The 17033-nt window shown below is 64.9% G+C and carries 13 protein-coding genes and 1 pseudogene; 3 read left to right on the top strand and 11 right to left on the bottom strand.

From position 1 onward, the window contains the following. Window positions 1-131: 131 nt before the first annotated feature. From nagE to ACUN9Y_RS12890, 5 genes and pseudogenes are all read right to left on the bottom strand, one after another. Window positions 132-1847, bottom strand: coding sequence for an N-acetylglucosamine-specific PTS transporter subunit IIBC (gene nagE, locus ACUN9Y_RS12870; RefSeq protein ID WP_445461112.1), 1716 nt, complete (start codon window positions 1845-1847; stop codon window positions 132-134). Beyond that, a pseudogene (gene ptsP, locus ACUN9Y_RS12875) lies at window positions 1844-4387 on the bottom strand (phosphoenolpyruvate--protein phosphotransferase). Before ptsP ends, nagE begins: the two are co-directional and overlap by 4 nt. Before the next feature lie 35 nt (window positions 4388-4422). Beyond that, window positions 4423-5442, bottom strand: a complete 1020-nt coding sequence (locus ACUN9Y_RS12880) for an SIS domain-containing protein (RefSeq protein WP_445461113.1) — start codon at window positions 5440-5442, stop codon at window positions 4423-4425. Beyond that, on the bottom strand, window positions 5426-6571 hold the full coding sequence (nagA, locus tag ACUN9Y_RS12885; protein WP_445461114.1) for an N-acetylglucosamine-6-phosphate deacetylase: 1146 nt from the start codon (window positions 6569-6571) through the stop codon (window positions 5426-5428). The genes ACUN9Y_RS12880 and nagA overlap by 17 nt, the downstream gene beginning before the upstream one ends. A gap of 8 nt (window positions 6572-6579) precedes the next feature. After that, entirely contained in the window at window positions 6580-7314 is a 735-nt protein-coding gene (locus ACUN9Y_RS12890; RefSeq protein ID WP_445461115.1) for a GntR family transcriptional regulator, read from the bottom strand. Between the two features lie 301 nt (window positions 7315-7615). Here ACUN9Y_RS12890 and ACUN9Y_RS12895 point away from each other — a divergent pair, with 301 nt between their 5' ends. Then, the gene (locus ACUN9Y_RS12895) at window positions 7616-9556 is read left to right on the top strand and encodes an exoribonuclease II (protein WP_445461116.1); all 1941 of its coding nucleotides are present in this window, start codon (window positions 7616-7618) and stop codon (window positions 9554-9556) included. Window positions 9557-9667: 111 nt separating this feature from the next. On the opposite strand, the gene ACUN9Y_RS12900 is transcribed toward ACUN9Y_RS12895, so the two are convergent. The 3 genes from ACUN9Y_RS12900 to ACUN9Y_RS12910 are packed head-to-tail and all read right to left on the bottom strand — an operon-like array spanning window position 9668 to window position 10791. Continuing rightward, complete coding sequence (locus tag ACUN9Y_RS12900; RefSeq protein WP_445461117.1) at window positions 9668-10324, bottom strand: DUF6708 domain-containing protein; 657 nt, start codon at window positions 10322-10324, stop codon at window positions 9668-9670. Next, a complete protein-coding gene (locus ACUN9Y_RS12905; protein ID WP_445461118.1) occupies window positions 10324-10602 on the bottom strand; it encodes a hypothetical protein in 279 nt (92 codons plus the stop codon). Before ACUN9Y_RS12905 ends, ACUN9Y_RS12900 begins: the two co-directional genes overlap by 1 nt. 12 nt (window positions 10603-10614) lie before the next feature. Continuing rightward, the gene (locus ACUN9Y_RS12910; protein ID WP_445461119.1) at window positions 10615-10791 is read right to left on the bottom strand and encodes a hypothetical protein; all 177 of its coding nucleotides are present in this window, start codon (window positions 10789-10791) and stop codon (window positions 10615-10617) included. Between the two features lie 286 nt (window positions 10792-11077). Between ACUN9Y_RS12910 and ACUN9Y_RS12915 the strand changes: the two genes are divergently transcribed. Next, complete coding sequence (locus ACUN9Y_RS12915) at window positions 11078-12193, top strand: glycosyltransferase (protein ID WP_445461177.1); 1116 nt, start codon at window positions 11078-11080, stop codon at window positions 12191-12193. Next, on the top strand, window positions 12186-13229 hold the full coding sequence (locus tag ACUN9Y_RS12920) for a lysylphosphatidylglycerol synthase transmembrane domain-containing protein (protein WP_445461120.1): 1044 nt from the start codon (window positions 12186-12188) through the stop codon (window positions 13227-13229). The genes ACUN9Y_RS12915 and ACUN9Y_RS12920 overlap by 8 nt, the downstream gene beginning before the upstream one ends. 133 nt (window positions 13230-13362) lie before the next feature. Here ACUN9Y_RS12920 and sucD read toward each other — a convergent pair whose 3' ends face one another. The 3 genes from sucD to lpdA all read right to left on the bottom strand — a co-directional run bounded on the left by sucD (window position 13363) and on the right by lpdA (window position 17027). Further along, window positions 13363-14235, bottom strand: a complete 873-nt coding sequence (gene sucD, locus ACUN9Y_RS12925) for a succinate--CoA ligase subunit alpha (RefSeq protein WP_445461121.1) — start codon at window positions 14233-14235, stop codon at window positions 13363-13365. Continuing rightward, window positions 14235-15401 (bottom strand): ADP-forming succinate--CoA ligase subunit beta, encoded by a 1167-nt coding sequence (gene sucC / locus ACUN9Y_RS12930; RefSeq protein WP_445461122.1) that lies wholly within the window; start codon window positions 15399-15401, stop codon window positions 14235-14237. The genes sucD and sucC overlap by 1 nt, the downstream gene beginning before the upstream one ends. Before the next feature lie 186 nt (window positions 15402-15587). Further along, the gene (gene lpdA, locus ACUN9Y_RS12935) at window positions 15588-17027 is read right to left on the bottom strand and encodes a dihydrolipoyl dehydrogenase (protein WP_445461123.1); all 1440 of its coding nucleotides are present in this window, start codon (window positions 17025-17027) and stop codon (window positions 15588-15590) included. Between the last annotated feature and the right edge of the window lie 6 nt (window positions 17028-17033).

The raw sequence follows: 17033 nt of genomic DNA on the forward strand, positions 1-17033 counted from the left end.
TCCGCAGGTGAATCCGATGAGCCCTGGTCCTTAGGGCCCGTCCGTAGAGGACGTCTAGGCTAGCGCGTATCAACGACAACGGCACGCCGAAAGGCGTGCCGTTGTCCATTCAAGGTCGTGCCCAACTCGTACTAGCGAGCACTGGCGTCCAGGGCCAGGGCGCCGACCAGCGCCTCGGCGTCACGCCCGACGATCAGGTGCCATATTCCGTCACCGACACGCATCACGCCCTGGCAACCCAACTGACGGAGCGCCGATTCATCGAGCCCGCCGTCACGCTTAAGCTCCACCCGCAACCGGGTAGCGGCGCGCACTTCAAAACGCCGCACATTATCTTCGCCGCCGAGCGCTTGCCGCCAGGCCGTGGCCTGCTCCTGACTCAGGGCGAGCCTCGTCGTCGGTATGCCGGTGCCCGCCGTCTGACCGCTAGCTGCCGGGCGGGCGGCCTCCGGGGCGAGCCCCGCCGCGGCCATGGCGGCACGCACCTCGTCGGCGACGCTGTCGGCGATCGGGCCGAGGATGACCTGCACCCCGCCGCCGCCCAGGCGCATCACGCCGCGGGATCCGAGCGCCTTGAGCGCCGCCTCGTCGATCCGCGAGGGATCGTCGAGCACCAGGCGCAGGCGAGTCGTACAAGCACCGACACTCGTCAGGTTGGCTGCCCCCCCAAGGGCCGTCACAAATGCCGGACCTCGCTCTCCGAGCTCTTCGGCCGTCACCGTCCGTGCGCCCTGCGGCTCCACCTCACGACCGGGGGTCGGCAGGTCGAAACGCACGATGGCCCAGCGAAACACGACGTAGTAGATCACCGCCAGGGCGCCACCGACCGGCAGCATCAGCCAGCCGTTGGTCGAGAGGCCATAGGACAACGCGTAGTCGAAGGCCCCAGCCGAAAAGGTAAAGCCAAGCTTCACATCGAGCCACTGCATCAAGGCCATGCTGATCCCGGTCATCACCGCATGGAAGGCATACAACAGCGGTGCCAGGAACATGAAGGTGAACTCGATGGGCTCGGTCACCCCGGTCAGGAAAGCGGTCAGTGCCAGCGACATCAACAGGCCGCCGACCTGGGCACGACGGTCCTTGGCGGCGGTGTGGTACATGGCCAGCGCCGCGGCCGGCAGACCGAACATCATCACCGGGAAGAAGCCCGCCATGAAGCCACCCGCCGTTGGGTCACCGGCGAAGAACCGGTTGAGATCACCGGTGGCCTCGCCGAAGCCGCCGAACACGAACCAGACGAAGCTGTTGAGCACGTGGTGCAGGCCGGTGACGATCAACAGACGATTGAGCGCACCATAGACGAACTTGCCGATGGCGCCGGCATCGATCAACCAGTGGCCCAGGGTATCGATGGCGTGTTGAATCGGCGGCCAACCCCAGCCGAAGGCGATGCCGAGCACCACCCCGGCAAGCCCCGTGGCGATGGGTACGAAGCGCCGCCCGCCAAAGAAGGCCAGATAGTCCGGCAGCTTGATCGCCTTGAAGCGATTGTACAAAAGCCCCGCCACCGTACCCATGATGATGCCTGCCAGCACCCCCATGTTGATATCCTCATTGATGCTGGCGAGGACGGCGTCGAGGACCAGGTAGCCGATCACACCGGCGAGGCCTGCGGCACCATTGCTGTCATCGGCGAAGCCCACGGCCAGACCGATGGCGAAGATCAGCGCCAGATTCTCGAAGATCGCCTGACCGGCGCTGGCGACGAAGGCGATATCCAGCAGGTCAGGCTGGCCGAGGCGCAGCAACAGGCCGGCGACGGGTAGCACGGCGATGGGCAGCATCAGGGAGCGGCCGAGCAGCTGCAGGGCCGCCATGATCCGGGATCCGAAGGTGGCAGTCATGACACGATCCTCTCGCGGGTAAGCTCGGGTAAAAGGGCGGAGTCGACCAGTGGCGTCAGGTGACGGCGCACCGCCTGGGCATCGGGCAAGGCCAGCAGCGCGTCGATCTCGCGGGCAATGATGGCGGCATCCAGGCGCCGTATCAGGGCCTTGACCGCGGCGATACGCGATGGCTCCACCGACAGCTCATTGACGCCCATGGCGATCAACAGCGGCGCCACCAGGGGGTCGCCGGCGGCGGCACCACAAACGCCGACGGGACAGCGACCCGCGGTGCCGTTCACGCTGGCCTGGATCAGCCTGAGCACGCCCGGATGCAGGACATCGGCCTGGGCCGCCAACAGCGGGTCCTCACGGTCCATGGCCAGGCCATACTGGGTCAGATCGTTGGTACCGATCGACAGGAAGTCGGCCACATGGGCCATGGCGCCGGCACACAGCGCGGCGCTGGGGACTTCGATCATGGCACCCAGCAACGGCAATTCGGTCAGGCGCATCTCGACGGCCATCGCCTCGAGTCGCTCACGGACCCACTCGAGCTCACTGCCATCGCTGATCATCGGCACCATGATGCGCAGGTGACGCAAGGGCTTGACCCCGAGCAGGGCCCTCAACTAAGTGTCGAGCAGGGCCGGCTCGCTTTGCCACAGACGCACGCCACGCACACCGAGCGCAGGATTGGGGGCCTCGGGTAGCGTCAGATACGGCAACTGCTTGTCGGCACCGATATCCAGGGTGCGGATGATCACCGGCTTGCCGCGCATGGCTTCGACACTGGCCTGGTACTCGTGGCGCTGTTCGTCTTCGCTCGGTGCGGCGTCGCGACCGAGAAACAGAAACTCACTGCGCATCAGGCCGACGCCATCGGCGCCGCTGTCCTCGGCCAGGCGCGCCTCTTCACTGGACCCGATATTGGCGACCACCTCGATCATGCGGCTATCACGGGTCACCGCGTCGAGGTGAGCCTCGGCACGCTCTTGCCGGGCCTGGGCACGCCGCCGCTCGAGGCAGCGGCGGACCTCATCGAGACGGGCCTGGTCGGGGGCAGTCTCGAGGCGGCCCTGGTCGGCATCCAGCACCACCGTGGTCTCGGCCAACGTGAGCAGGCCCTCGCCCATGGCGACCAGGCAAGGAATGCCCCGAGCACGCGCCAGGATCGCGACGTGGGACGTCGTTCCTCCCGCGACGAGGGCCAGGCCCGCAGGGTTATGGGTGCACAGTTCAACGAAGGCCGACGGCGTCATGTCCGCCGCCGCGACAATGGCGCCGTCGGGCAGCGCCGACGTGGCATCGCCGCAAGCATCGCTGAACTCGGCCATGACCTGGCGCTGCAGGTCACGAAGGTCATCGACGCGTCCCGCCAGAATCGGATTGCCGCTGGCCTTGAGGCGTTCGGCCTCGACGTCCAACGCCTCGCGCCAGGCCTGGCCAGGGCCACGCCCCTGCTCCAGCAGTGCCACGGCGGCCTGCCGCAGGTCGGGGTCCTCGAGCCAGGCCTGGTGTGCCTCGAAGACCTCGGCCTCGGCGCTCTGACCGGCACGCTCGGCCTGAGCCCGAGCCGCTTCCAGCCGCGACCCGACGACCGTCAAGGCCGCGTCGAGTCGCGGTGTCTCCTGGGCGCTGCCCTGCCCTTTTTCCGGCACGTTGGGCAGCCCGACCTCGAGCCTTGCCAGGGGACCGCTGGCGAGCCCCGGGCTGGCGGTGAACCCGGCGACAAGGCCTTCGCCCAGCTCCGCCGGCAACACGCCCTGTGCTACCGCGACCGGGGGCGTGCCTTCTGGCGTCGTCAGCAGCCGCTCGGCCGCATCCAGCGCCGCCTCGGCGCGTTCGCCTTCGGCTAGCAGCGTCACCGTTGCGCCGCACATCAGGCCAAGATTCATCAGACCACTGACACTCTCGGCACTGGCAATGAGCTCGTCGTGGCCAACGCGCAGCGTGACCCCGTGCTCCCGTGCAATCGCCCGCAGGCGAGCCGCGGGGCGCGCATGCAAGCCGGTTTCCAGCGCCACCACCACACGACGTTCCTGCCCAGGTCCCGATGCCGACGCCTCGGCCCGGTCGCTGCTGGCGATCGCTTCGAGCACGATCAGCGGGTCCCCCCGCTGAACCACCTCCCCCGATCTGAGCCCGGTCTCGGTCAACCGCCACCCCGGTGCGTCCAGCACCACCAATGGCGTGATCAGAGACGATGCCTCGCAGGCCAGCTTATCGACGTCGAAGTGGCACAGCGGCTCCCCCGCTTCCACCCGCTGCCCGACGCTCACGCAGGGCTCGATACCCCGGCCTTCGAGGGCGACCGTATCGAGGCCGAGGTGGACCAGCACTTCGATTCCGTCGTCGCTTCGCAAGGTAAAGGCGTGGTGCGTTCGGGCGCACTGGATGACTTCACCGGCAAAGGGGGCATGCAGGCAGCCGCCGAGGGGGTCCAGGGCGATGCCCTGGCCCAGAGCCCCCTCGGCGAACACGGGATCCGGCACCTCGGCCAAGGGCACGATGATCCCCTTGACCGGTGATACCAGAGTGAGAAAGGAGGATGACATTATCGGCTCCGAATAGTTGTTGGTTGAAATCGGCCTTAGAGCGTGCGGGTAACCTTGCGCAGGTGGCGTGGCTTGTCTGGATCGATACCGCGCGCCGCGGCAAGCCCCGCCACCATGGGATAGAAGCTCTGGATCACCGACAGCGGCTGCAGCGCCTCGTGACCGACATCGGTCAGGGTCAGGTGGCGACGCACGACGCGGTTGTCGGCAGCCAGCAGCACCTTGGCCCCGACGCTCGCGAGCCAGTCGGCCAGTTCGAGCAGTCCGGCCTGCTCCGGTCCCGGAGGAGCGAACACCAACACCGGGTACCCCGGTTCGATCAGCGCCATCGGGCCGTGCCGCACCTCGGCGGCGCTGAACGGCTCGGCCTGAATGGCGCACGTCTCCTTGAACTTCAAGGCGGCCTCCTGGGCAATCGCGAGGCCCGGACCGCGCCCGATGACCATCAGCTTGTCGGCCTCGAGCAGCGCGTCGATGGCGGGCGACCAGTCTTGAGCGGCGGCCTCGACCAACAGGTCCGGCAACTCGCTCAATGCACTCAACATCAGCGAGCTCTCGTTCCAATGCGCGATGAGTTGGGCAGCGGCCGAAAGGGTCGCCAGGTAGCTCTTGGTAGCGGCGACGCTGCGCTCTTCACCGGCGTAAAGGGGCACCTCGACGTCGCTCTCCCCACCCAGAGGCGACTCGGGGGAGTTGACCAAGGCGACGGTACGCGCCCCCCCGGCCTTGAGCGCGGCCTGGCTGGCGACAAGATCCGGGCTCTGACCCGACTGCGAGATGGCCACCGCCAACTGGCCATCGAGGCGCCATGGCGCCCGGGCCAGGGTCGACAGCGAAGGGGGCAGCGAGGCCACCGGGATGCCTTGGGTCTGCATGCACAGGTAGGCGAAGTAGCTGGCGGCGTGATCGGAGCTTCCTCGCGCTACGGTGACGGCGCCGCGGGGTGGCTCGGCGCGTAACCGATGGCCCAGTTCACGCAACATTTCCTGATTGCGCCCGAGCTGGCCGCGCAGACGTTCCGGCGCGTTAAGCGCCTCTTCAAGCATGAGGGACATGGGACTCTCCACAGACGAGACGGCCGTCCACATGGACGGACACGAGATTGAGTTCGGCATCGAGGGTGACGACGTCGGCCCTGGCATCCACGCTCAGCCGGCCGATGTCATGACGGCCGAGGAAGTCGGCGGGGAAGCGCGACAGGCGGTCGGACGCCTCGGCCAGGCTCAAGCCGAGGGTGACGAAGTTGCGCAGCGCCTGATCCATGGTCAGGGTGCTACCGGCCAGGGTGCCATCGGCCAGGCGCACGCCGCCCAGGCACTTGGTGACCGACTGCTCGCCAAGCCTGTATTCACCATCCGGCATGCCGGCCGCCGCGGTGGAATCGGTGACCGCGTACAGGCGAGGGATACAGCGCAAGGCAGCCCGAATCGCACCGGGATGCACGTGCAACAGATCCGGAATCAGTTCGGCGTATTCGGCGTGAGCCAAGGCCGCCCCGACCATGCCGGGCTTGCGGTGATGAAGGCCGGTCATGGCGTTGAACAGGTGGGTAAACCCGCAGGCACCGTGAGCCAGGGCCTCGACACCCTCCTCGTAGCTGCCAAGGGTATGCCCGAGCTGAACCCGAACGCCCCGGTCACTGAGATAGCGAATCACCTCGGCATGGCCCGAGAGCTCCGGGGCCAGGGTGATCAGCTTGATCGGCGCCATCGCCAGCAACGCGTCAAGCTCTTCGATGGTCGCGGTCTGGGCATGGGCCGGCTGAGCGCCGAGCTTGCCGGGGTTGATGTAGGGCCCCTCGAGATGTACGCCCAACACCCGCGCTGCCCTCGTCGACGGCGCTTCCAGATAGGCGGCTATTTCGCCAAGCACCCGACGCACCTCATCACGACGCGCGGTCATGGTGGTCGCCAGCAAGCTGGTGGTACCGAAGCGCAGATGGGTCTCGGCCAGGGTACGGACAGCCGCTTGTCCCTCCATGGCATCCGCGCCACCGCCGCCATGCACATGCAAGTCGATGAACCCCGGCAGCAACCGCGGCAGGTCGTTATCGGCCGGATCGACCACCGGACCCTCGACACGACAGATCCGACCGCCGTCGACATGCAACTCGCCCAGACGCCACCCGTCCGGCGTCAGCAGGTTGCCGCGTAGTGAGGACGGGGACTGCGTGGATAACGACATAGGGCCTCCTAGCGCGCCAGTTCGACATTGAAGTCGTAGTAGTCGGTACGACAGTAGGTAATGGTCAGCTCGGCGGGAGTGTCGTCGGCGAGATAGCCAAGCCGCGTCACCTTGAGCAGGGCCTGCCCTTGCTCCACCTCGGCCAGGCGCGCCAGATCGGCGTCGGCATTGACCGCCGTGACCTGCTGCAGTGCCCGGACGATCGGCCGCCCCGCGGCCTCCAGCCAGTTGTAAAGAGAACTTTCGACCGCCTCGGGGTCCGGCAGCACCGTCACCGGCAGACAGCTCTCCTCCACCGCCATCACCACATCGTCGGCCAGGCGCAGGCGTTTCAGCCGGGCGACCTGGGCGTTGGCCGACAGGCCCAGGCGCAGATTCTCTTCATTGCTCGGGGTGCACAGCTCACGGGACAACCAACGTGAATGCGGTGTGAAGCCCCGGCGGGTCAACATTTCGCTGAAGCTCGCCAGGCGTGTCAGCGACTGATTCATGCTCGGCCGGATAAAGGTGCCCGAGCCACGGTCCCGACGAATCAGGCCGCTGTCGGCCAGTTGGTCGATGGCCTTGCGTGCGGTGATTCGCGACACCGACAGCGCGTCGGCGAGGTTGCGCTCCGACGGCAAGGCCTCGCCGGCACGCCAGGTCCCTTCTCGGATGGCAAGCTCCAGCTGTCGCGCCAATTGGCGATACAGGGGAGTCGCCAACGCAGCGTCCAGAGTGAGCTTCTCGAAGCGCGAATCCATGGCATACCTCAGTCAACGGGTCATAAGACCAATATAGACCCGAATAGAGACCAATTGAATACCAATTACATACCACATTGGTCTAATTCAGCACATAAATGACGCTGAAGCGTCACTAGACCGACGCGGATCGCTACAAGACACGCCGCGGAGCGGCGGGGCAATACCCCATCGGAGGGCGAACCGTTCCCGGGCGCTGAGAATCCAGCCGTTGATTCTTCGCTGGGACGCACACGGCGTTTGGCCTGCAGGCCGACATTTACGTATAGTGGCCGCTTGTTCCCGCCACTCGATCGAGACCATGCTGCAGAACAACGCCCTACTGGCTCAGCTCAAGCAAAACCTCCGCGATAGCACCCCCCGCGTCACCGGTGTCATCAAAGCCACGGACAAAGGTTTCGGCTTCCTCGAAACCGACGAGGGCGAGTCCTACTTCGTGCCGCCCCCCGCCATGAAGCAGGTACTGCACGGCGACCGCGTCGAGGCGGTGCTGCACGAAGACGGCGAGCGCAAGTCGGTGGAACCCGACACCTTGATCGAAATCGGTCTACAGCGCTTTGTCGCTCGCGTGCAGAAGCGCGAGGGACGCCTGGCCGTACTGCCCGACCATCCGTCGGTAAAGAACGTGCTCAAGGCACGCATCAAGCGCAGTCTCGACGAGGACAGCATCGCCGACGGCGACTGGGTCGTGGCACGCCTGGTGCGCCACCCGCTGAAGCCCGATGATCGCGCCTTCTTTACCCAGATCGATGAACTGGTCGCCAAGAACGATGACCCGGCGGTGCCGTGGCGGGTGACACTGGCGCGTCATGCCCTCGAGCAAGACTGCCCCGATGCGGGAACCGACTGGCCGCTGAAGGACGAGGGCCTAGAGCGTGAAGACCTGACCGCCGAGCCGTTCTTCACCATCGACGGCGAGAAGACCCGCGACATGGACGACGCCCTGCGCGTCGAGGCCCGTGAGAACGGCGGCTGGCGCCTGACGGTCGCCATCGCCGACCCCACCGCCTACGTCGAGGAAGGTCATGCCGCGGATCTCGAAGCTCGCACCCGCGCGTTCACGGTCTACCTGCCGGGTCAGAACGTCACCATGCTGCCGGAGCAGCTGGCCGACGACCTGTGCTCGCTGTGGGAGGATCGCGATCGTCCGGTGCTGGGTTGCCGCCTGGACATCAACGCCGACGGTTCCCTCGGCGAATACCGTTTCTTCGCCGCGACCGCCCGCTCCCACGCCAAGCTGGTCTACGACCGCGTTTCCGACTGGATCGACGGCCAGGGCGACTGGGCACCATCCGAGGCCATCGCGACGCAGCTCAAGGCCCTGCATGAGCTAACCGAGGCACGCAGCGCCTGGCGCGCCGAGAACGCCCTGGTGTTCAAGGATCGCCCGGACTATGTGTTCGATCTCGATCCCGCCGGCAACGTGCTGGCGATTCGTACCGAAGAACGCCGTATCGCCAACCGCATGATCGAGGAATCGATGATTGCGGCCAACGCCTGCTGCGCCGATCTGCTGGCAAGCCAGGTCGGGCACGGCATTTTCAACGTGCACCGCGCCTTCGAGGACGACAAGGCCGAGGCCGCCCAGACCTTCCTGGCGAGCCAGGAGATCGACGTCGAGCGCGAGGCCCTGACCGATCTGGGCCGCTACAAGGAACTCAAGCGGGCCCTCGAGAGTCGCGACGATGCCTGGCTCGACGCCCGCCTGCGCAAGTTCCAGGGCTTCACCAACATGTCGGCCCAACCCGGTCCGCACTTTGGTCTGGGTCTCGCCGCCTACGCCACCTGGACCTCGCCGATCCGCAAGTACGGCGACATGGTCAACCACCGCTTGATCAAGCGCGTGCTGAAGGGTGAGCAGGCGCCGGCCGAGGCCAGCCAGGCGCTCACCGAGCAGCTCACCGAGCGTCGTCGCCTGAACCGCATGGCCGAGCGCGACGTCAAGGACTGGCTGTACGTGCGCTACCTGACTCCGGCGGCTCAGGCCAACGAGACCTTCGAGGCCGAAATCATCGCCATCAACCGTGGCGGCATGCGCGTCCGCCTCTCCGCCAACGGCGCCACCGCCTTCGTGCCGGCACCGCTGATGCACTCAGACCGGGACAAGGTGGTGGTGGACGACAAGGAAGGCCGCATTCAGATCGAGGGCGAAGAGCGCTTCAAGCTCGGCGACCCGGTCCAGGTCATCCTGACCGAAGCGCGGGAGGAAACCCGCTCGCTGGTGGCCCGCCCGGTGGCCTGAGCGCCTGGCCTGGCCTGAATAACGAAACGGCGACCCTCGGGTCGCCGTTTTTTTGCGATGCCTTCTTATCAGTAAAACCCAAGAGATTCGTCCCACTGCGGCTACCGACACCTAAGCCTCTCCACAGGCTTCACGGATCTCCTTCGACCAGACTACCTTGCGGCTGGTCAGCATCGAGACGAAGTGACCCAGCGAGAACAGCACCAACATCGGCGACATCAGGACCATGCGCCGCTGGGAGTAGCGGATATCGTGGCCCCGGGCCTTGTCACGCCGCATCTCGCGCAGCGGAAACCAGCGCAGAAAGGACTCTTTCAGCGACAACCTGTCGGTGTGGTACCAGCCGGGCTCCGGCACACTGTCCGAGCCCTCTTCCATATAGCGGCGGATATACTCCCACCAGCCCAGACACTCCTCTTCCTTGACCAACTCGCCTCCCACCGGAAAGCTGTCGTAGTAATGGGTGCCATCCGGCGTCGCCGCCAGCAAGTTCAATACGAAGTAGCCGCCGTTGTCGAAGGCGGTGATCGTCGCCTGGATATCGTCCCAGTTATAGCTGCGCGGACCACCGAGTTTGGGTGTATAGAACACATGCACCTGGCGGGTGCGTCGATTAAAGCGAATCGCCGCATGACGATAGGTAAAGCAGTCCCAGGCTGAGTGGGCGTTGGTGACTACAAAAAAAAACGAGCCCAGATGCAAATAAAAAAAAGGCAACGGATATAATAGAAAGCACATCAATCTCAAATGCAAACATCCACCAGACATTATATAAAAAAAGATAAAAAAAATATTGAAAAAAAAACTAAAGAAAAAAAACCAAATGTCGCTGTATATAGTCCTCGCCGACAGAACTCATCGGCATTGACGGCTTCCAGGAATATATCATTCTTGGCGTAGATAAACTCGGCATCATAGGGCTCTTGCGTTGCCCTAACGGAGTGATCAAAGGGGATATCGTCGTCTTTGGGGATATCCAGCGGCTCGGCAAACCAGTCCAGCCCACGATGGCGATACAGAATCTGGGTAAAGTACTCATTGATCATCGCAAGCGTCCCTTATCGCGTCATCTCATCCAGCGCATCGAGCGCCGCCTGAAGGTCCCTGTAACGAGCATCCGGCTCTCCCTTGCCAAAGACGCAGCGCGATAGCCAGGTCTCAAGCTGATTCTTTTCGAAGACCACGATCAGCAGCGCCACCGCCAGGCCGACCCTGCCCTCTCTGAGCGAGTCCATTCCATCCTCCGAGGAAAGGACGGCTAACGGTTCGAGGGTCATGACCAAAAGGCCAAGTGCTCTTACCTTAGAGCGTGGACTTTTCTCAGCCTAAGGGATTTCCCCTCCTGCATCCGTAAGAAAATTCTCAACTATTAGCCCCATTCGCCAGGCACGATCCGCTAGCACATCTTGATCACAGCACTCATCGACTAAAGGTCCAGCCCGCCGCCTGGTCCCTTGTCGCTGAACTGACTTACTTCCCTCGTAGGCTCGTGGCAACGACGCGATTGCCATGGAGGCCCCTTTGCATCTCGCCGACATCACCATGTTCCACGCCCCCGCCAGCGGCGGCGTTCGCACCTACCTGCAGGCCAAGCACCGTGTCTTCGCCGCCGACCCGAGCCTTCGCACCAGCCTGCTGGTGCCCGGCGCCGAACGCGATAGCCTGGGCGACCATCACACCCTACCCGCGCTGCGCCTGCCGCTCGGGCAGAGCTACCGCTTTCCTCTGCGCCGCCGCCCCTGGCGCGACGCCCTGGTAGAGCTTTCGCCGGACCTGATCGAGGCGGGCGATCCCTACGTCACCGCCTGGGCGGCGCTGGAGGCCGGTCAACGCCTCGGGGTACCCGTCGTCGGCTTCTACCATTCCGACTTGCCGCGCCTGATGGGAGACCGCTTCGGCGGCCTCGTGCAACGCCGACTGGAGCGCTACGTGGTGGATCTCTACTCGCGTTTTGACAGCGTGCTGGCACCCTGTCAGGCGATGGCCGACCGCTTGCGTACCTGGGGCGTGAAGCGGGTGCGGGTGCAGCCGCTCGGCGTCGACCTGGCGACGTTTCACCCCGACAAGCGCGACCCTGAGCTCAGACGCAAGCTGGGCCTCCCCGACGACCGCCGCCTGCTGGTGTTCGTCGGGCGCTACTCGCGGGAGAAGAACATCGAGATCCTGCTGGACACCGCCAGGAGACTGGGGCGTCCCTACCACCTGCTGCTGATGGGTCCCGGCATGCCCACCGAGGTGCCCGCCAACGTCAGCGTGATCAACCGTTGCGTCGGCGTGCACGAGGTCGCACGCGCCCTGGCATCGAGCGATGCCATGCTGCACGCCGGCACCCGGGAGACCTTCGGCCTGATCGCCCTGGAGGCCATGGCCAGCGGCATCCCGGTGATCGGCGCCCGGGCCGGCGCCCTGATCGAGAATGTGCCACTCGGCGGCGGCATGCTGTGTCAGCCTCGTTCGGCAGCGGCCATGGCCGAGGCCGTGGAGGCGCTGTTTGCCAATGACCCTCGCTCGGCCGGGCGCCACGCTCGACGCTTCGTCGAGCACCGGTTCGACTGGAACAAGGGGATGGTCGCGCTGCGCAACCACTATGAGGCAGTAATCGACCCGGTCTGCCCACACGATCGACGCTATGGCTAGGCCCGAGACAACGGTGGCACTGGACGAGACTACGCGCCCCCCTGTCGGAGCACGATCACGGCTACGGTGGAAGGCGGCTCTGCTGGCGCTGACGCTGACCATCACCCTGGTGCTGCCCTGGTGGCTGGGAGGCACCGGCACCTTCAATGCGGTCGCCGCCTTCCCGCTGCCCCTGGTAGCGCTGATGGCGGCCCTGGCAGTGATCTGCTGGAACCTCAACGCGGCGCGTCTACGGCTGCTGCTCGACGGCCGGGCCGGACGCCTCGGCCAGAGCGGAGCCCTGGCCATCGAGATGTCGTCGAAGTTTGCGCTGTGCGCCACCCCCGCCGGCGGCGGCGGCATCGCCACCCTGCTATGGCTGCTGGCACGGCGTGGCTATCCACCGGCCCAGGCCACGGCGATCTTTCTGGTCGATCAGCTGGCGGACATGCTGTTCTTCAGCCTGATGCTGGGCGTGCTGGTGTCACTATCGCTGAGCGGGCTGGCGAGTTGGCCCCACCAGGCGCTGGTGGAGGCCTCCCTGGCGGCACTGCTGCTGGCGCTCCTGCTGTTCGCCGTGGTCATCGTGGGGCTGCCGTGGCTACTACGCCACGCGCCTCCCCCACCCTTGGTCGGCCGCGGACCAAGGCGTCGACTGACCCGACGCCTGCTGCGCTGCCGCCAGACCCTGACGAGCACGCTGAGGCTGCCAAAGCGCGTACTGGTCGGCACGTTCGTGCTGTGCTGCCTGCACTGGCTGGTGCGCTACAGTCTGTTGTACCTGGCGGTGCTGGGCGTCGGCGGGAGCGCCGACTGGGCCTGGACCTTTCTGGTGCAGATGCTGGCCATGGCCGCCAGCCAGTTGAGCGTGCTGCCGGGCGGCGCCGGCGCGGCCGAAGTCAGCGTAGGCGCCCTGCTCCTGCCGCTGATGGCGCGAGAACAGGCTGCAGCGGCGGTGATCGTGTGGCGTCTGGTCAGCTACCATCTGTATCTGGTCGCCGGCGCGCCGGTGTTTGTGGCGCAATTGATCGGCTGGTGGCGGGCGAGGGGCAGATGATCATCCCCCCACTCCGATCGCGCCCCCACCATTCCGCCCCGTGTCGCACTCCGTGCTGACATGACACTTCCCCGAATTTCGCCGATAAAAAAGGCCACCCGAAGGTGGCCTTTGCTCTGACAGTAGTGACCGCTTACCAGCCGGTGACTTCCTTCAGCGCGTCGCCGATGTCGGCCAGCGAACGCACGGTCTTGACGCCTGCCGCTTCGAGGGCGGCGAACTTCTCGTCCGCGGTGCCCGTGCCACCGGCGATGATGGCGCCGGCGTGGCCCATGCGCTTGCCCGGAGGCGCGGTGACACCCGCGATATAGGAGACGACCGGCTTGCTGACGTTGGCCTTGATGAAGGCCGCGGCCTCTTCCTCGGCGGTGCCGCCGATCTCACCGATCATGACGATGGCTTCGGTCTTCGGATCCTTCTCGAACAACTCGAGGATGTCGATGAAGGTGGAGCCCGGGATCGGGTCGCCGCCGATGCCCACACAGGTGGACTGGCCGAAGCCGTGGTCGGTGGTCTGCTTGACCGCTTCGTAGGTCAGGGTGCCGGAACGCGACACGATGCCGACGCGGCCAGGCTGGTGGATGTGACCCGGCATGATGCCGATCTTGGTCTCACCCGGGGTGATCACGCCAGGGCAGTTCGGGCCGATCAAGCGCACGCCGAGCTCATCGCACTTGACCTTGACTTCGAGCATGTCGAGGGTCGGGATGCCTTCGGTGATGCACACGATCAGCTTGATGCCGGCGTTGGCCGCTTCGAGGATGGAATCCTTGCAGAACGCTGCAGGCACATAGATCACGCTGGCCTCGGCACCGGTCTTGGCAACGGCTTCCTTGACGGTGTTGAACACCGGCAGGCCCAGGTGCTCCTGGCCGCCCTTGCCCGGGGTCACGCCGCCGACCATTTGGGTGCCATAGGCGATGGCCTGTTCGGAGTGGAAGGTCCCCTGGCCGCCGGTGAAGCCCTGGCAGATGACCTTGGTGTTCTTGTCGATCAGGATGCTCATTACTTGCCCTCCGCTGCCTTGACAACCTGCTGAGCCGCGTCGGTGAGGCTCTTGGCAGCGATGATGTTCAGACCACTGGACGCCAGCTTTTCGGCACCCAATTCGGCGTTGTTACCTTCCAGACGCACCACGACCGGCACGTTGACGCCGACCTGCTCGACGGCACCGATGATGCCCTCGGCGATCATGTCGCAACGCACGATGCCGCCGAAGATGTTGACCAGCACGGCCTTGACGGAGTCGTCAGACAGGATGATCTTGAACGCCTCGGCAACGCGCTCCTTGGTGGCACCGCCGCCCACATCGAGGAAGTTGGCCGGCTGACCGCCGTGAAGCTTGATGATGTCCATGGTGCCCATGGCCAGGCCCGCGCCGTTGACCATGCAGCCGATGTTGCCTTCCAGTGCGACGTAGTTCAGGTCCCACTGCGCGGCGTTGGCTTCACGCTCGTCTTCCTGAGACGGGTCACGCATTTCCTGCAGGTCCGGATGACGGTACAGGGCGTTGGAGTCCAGGTTGATCTTGGCATCGAGGCAGTGGAGGTTGCCTTCGTCGGTGATGACCAGCGGGTTGATCTCGAGCAGGGCGAGATCCTTATCGTGGAACATCTTCGACAGACCCAGGAAGATCTTGGTGAACTGCTTGACCTGGGCGCCTTCAAGACCGAGGGCGAAGGCCAGTTCACGCGCCTGGTACGGCTGAGCGCCGACCAGCGGATCGATCTGGGCCTTGAGGATCTTCTCGGGCGTCTCGTGGGCGACCGTCTCGATCTCGACGCCACCTTCGGTGGACGCCATGAAAACCACACGACGAGTGGCACGGTCAACAACGGCACCAAGATACAGCTCGTTGGCGATGTCGGTGCAGTTCTCGACCAGGATCTTGGTGACGGGCTGGCCGTGTTCGTCGGTCTGGAAGGTCACCAGGTTCTTGCCGAGCCACTGCTCGGCGAAGGCCTTGGCCTCTTCCGGGCTCTTGATCAGCTTGACGCCGCCGGCCTTGCCGCGGCCGCCTGCGTGGACCTGGGCCTTGACGACCCACATCTCACCGCCGATCTTCTTGCAGGCCTCGAGGGCCTCTTCCGGGGTGTCGACGGCGAAGCCCTTGGAAACGGGCAGACCATAGTCGGCAAACAGCTGCTTGCCTTGATACTCGTGAAGGTTCATCGATTCATGCCATTGGTTGCATGTGACTCGAACGGCGACCCGGCACCCCTGGGCGGGGCTGTACTCCGGTGTCGCCACCGACCGTCCCCGATCCGTGGCCGAGGACGATGCGCCAGCCGAGAAACACCGGCAAGCCTGGCAAAACTGCACAGGCTTGCGGTGTCACGGGCATCGGCGCTTGTTGTCTTACTTGCGCTTCTTGCGGTTGGCCATGTGAATAGCGTGGCCTTCCACCGCCAGAGCGGCTTCATGCACGGCTTCCGACATGGTCGGATGCGCGTAGCAGGTCAGGGCCAGATCCTCGGCACTGGAACCGAATTCCATGGCGATTACGCCCTGGGCAATCATCTCACCGGCATGTTGACCGACGATGTGCATGCCAAGCACGCGATCGGTTTCTTCGTCGGCGATCACCTTGGCCAGGCCATCGGTGGCATTGTTGGCCATGGCACGGCCGCTGGCCGCGAACGGGAAGCTGCCGCTCTTGACCTTGATACCGGCCGCCTTGGCGTCCTGCTCGGTCATGCCGACCCAGGCCACTTCGGGGAAGGTGTAGATGACGCTGGGGATGGCATCGTAGTTCATCTGGGCCTTATGGCCGGCGATGATATCTGCCACCATGACGCCCTCTTCGGACGCCTTGTGCGCCAGCATCGGGCCGCGCACGCAGTCGCCGATGGCGAAGACGCCGGGCACGCTGGTGCGACACTGATCATCCACGTGGATAAACCCACGGTTGTCGAGCTCGACGCCAACACCGTCGGCGATCACGCCCTTGGTGTACGGACGGCGACCGACGCAGACGATCAGCTTGTCGAAGGTGATTTCCTTCTCGCCCTCGTTGTCCTCGTACTTGACGACGACTTCCTTGCCCTTGACCTCGGAACCGGTCACGCGAGCATTGAGCTTGATATCCAGCCCCTGCTTCTTGAGCAGCTTCTGGGTTTCCTTGGCGACCGCGGAGTCGACCATCGGCAGGAAGTCATCGAGGGCTTCGAGCACGGTGACTTCGGAGCCGAGACGATTCCATACGCTGCCGAGCTCCAGGCCGATGACACCGGCGCCGATGACGCCGAGACGCTTCGGCGTTTCCTGGAATTCCAGCGCGCCGGTGGAATCGACGACCAGATCGTCCTTCAACGGCGTCGGCGGAATCTCCACCGGCACGGAGCCCGCGGCGACGACGATGTTGTCGGCCTCATAGGTAGTGGCCTTGCCATCCTTGTCGGTGACGTCGACCTTGCCTTTGGCAGCGACCTTGGCGGTGCCTTCGATCGCAGTGACACCATTGGCCTTGAACAGGCCAGAAATACCGCCGGTCAGCTGCTTTACGATCTTGTCCTTGCGGGCGACCATTTTCTTGACGTCCATGGTGACGTCGCCGGCCTGGATACCCAGATCATCGAAATCGTGCTTGGCTTCGATGAACTTGTGTGACGCCTCGAGCAACGCCTTGGACGGGATACAGCCCACATTCAGGCAGGTACCACCGTGAACCACATTGCCTTCCTTGCCGATCCACTTCTCGACGCAGGCCGTCTTGAGGCCCATCTGGGCGGCTCGAATGGCGGCAACGTAGCCGCCGGGGCCCGCACCAATGACGATCACATCAAACTTATCGGCCATGTTGGC

Source organism: Halomonas sp. V046, assembly GCF_052645355.1.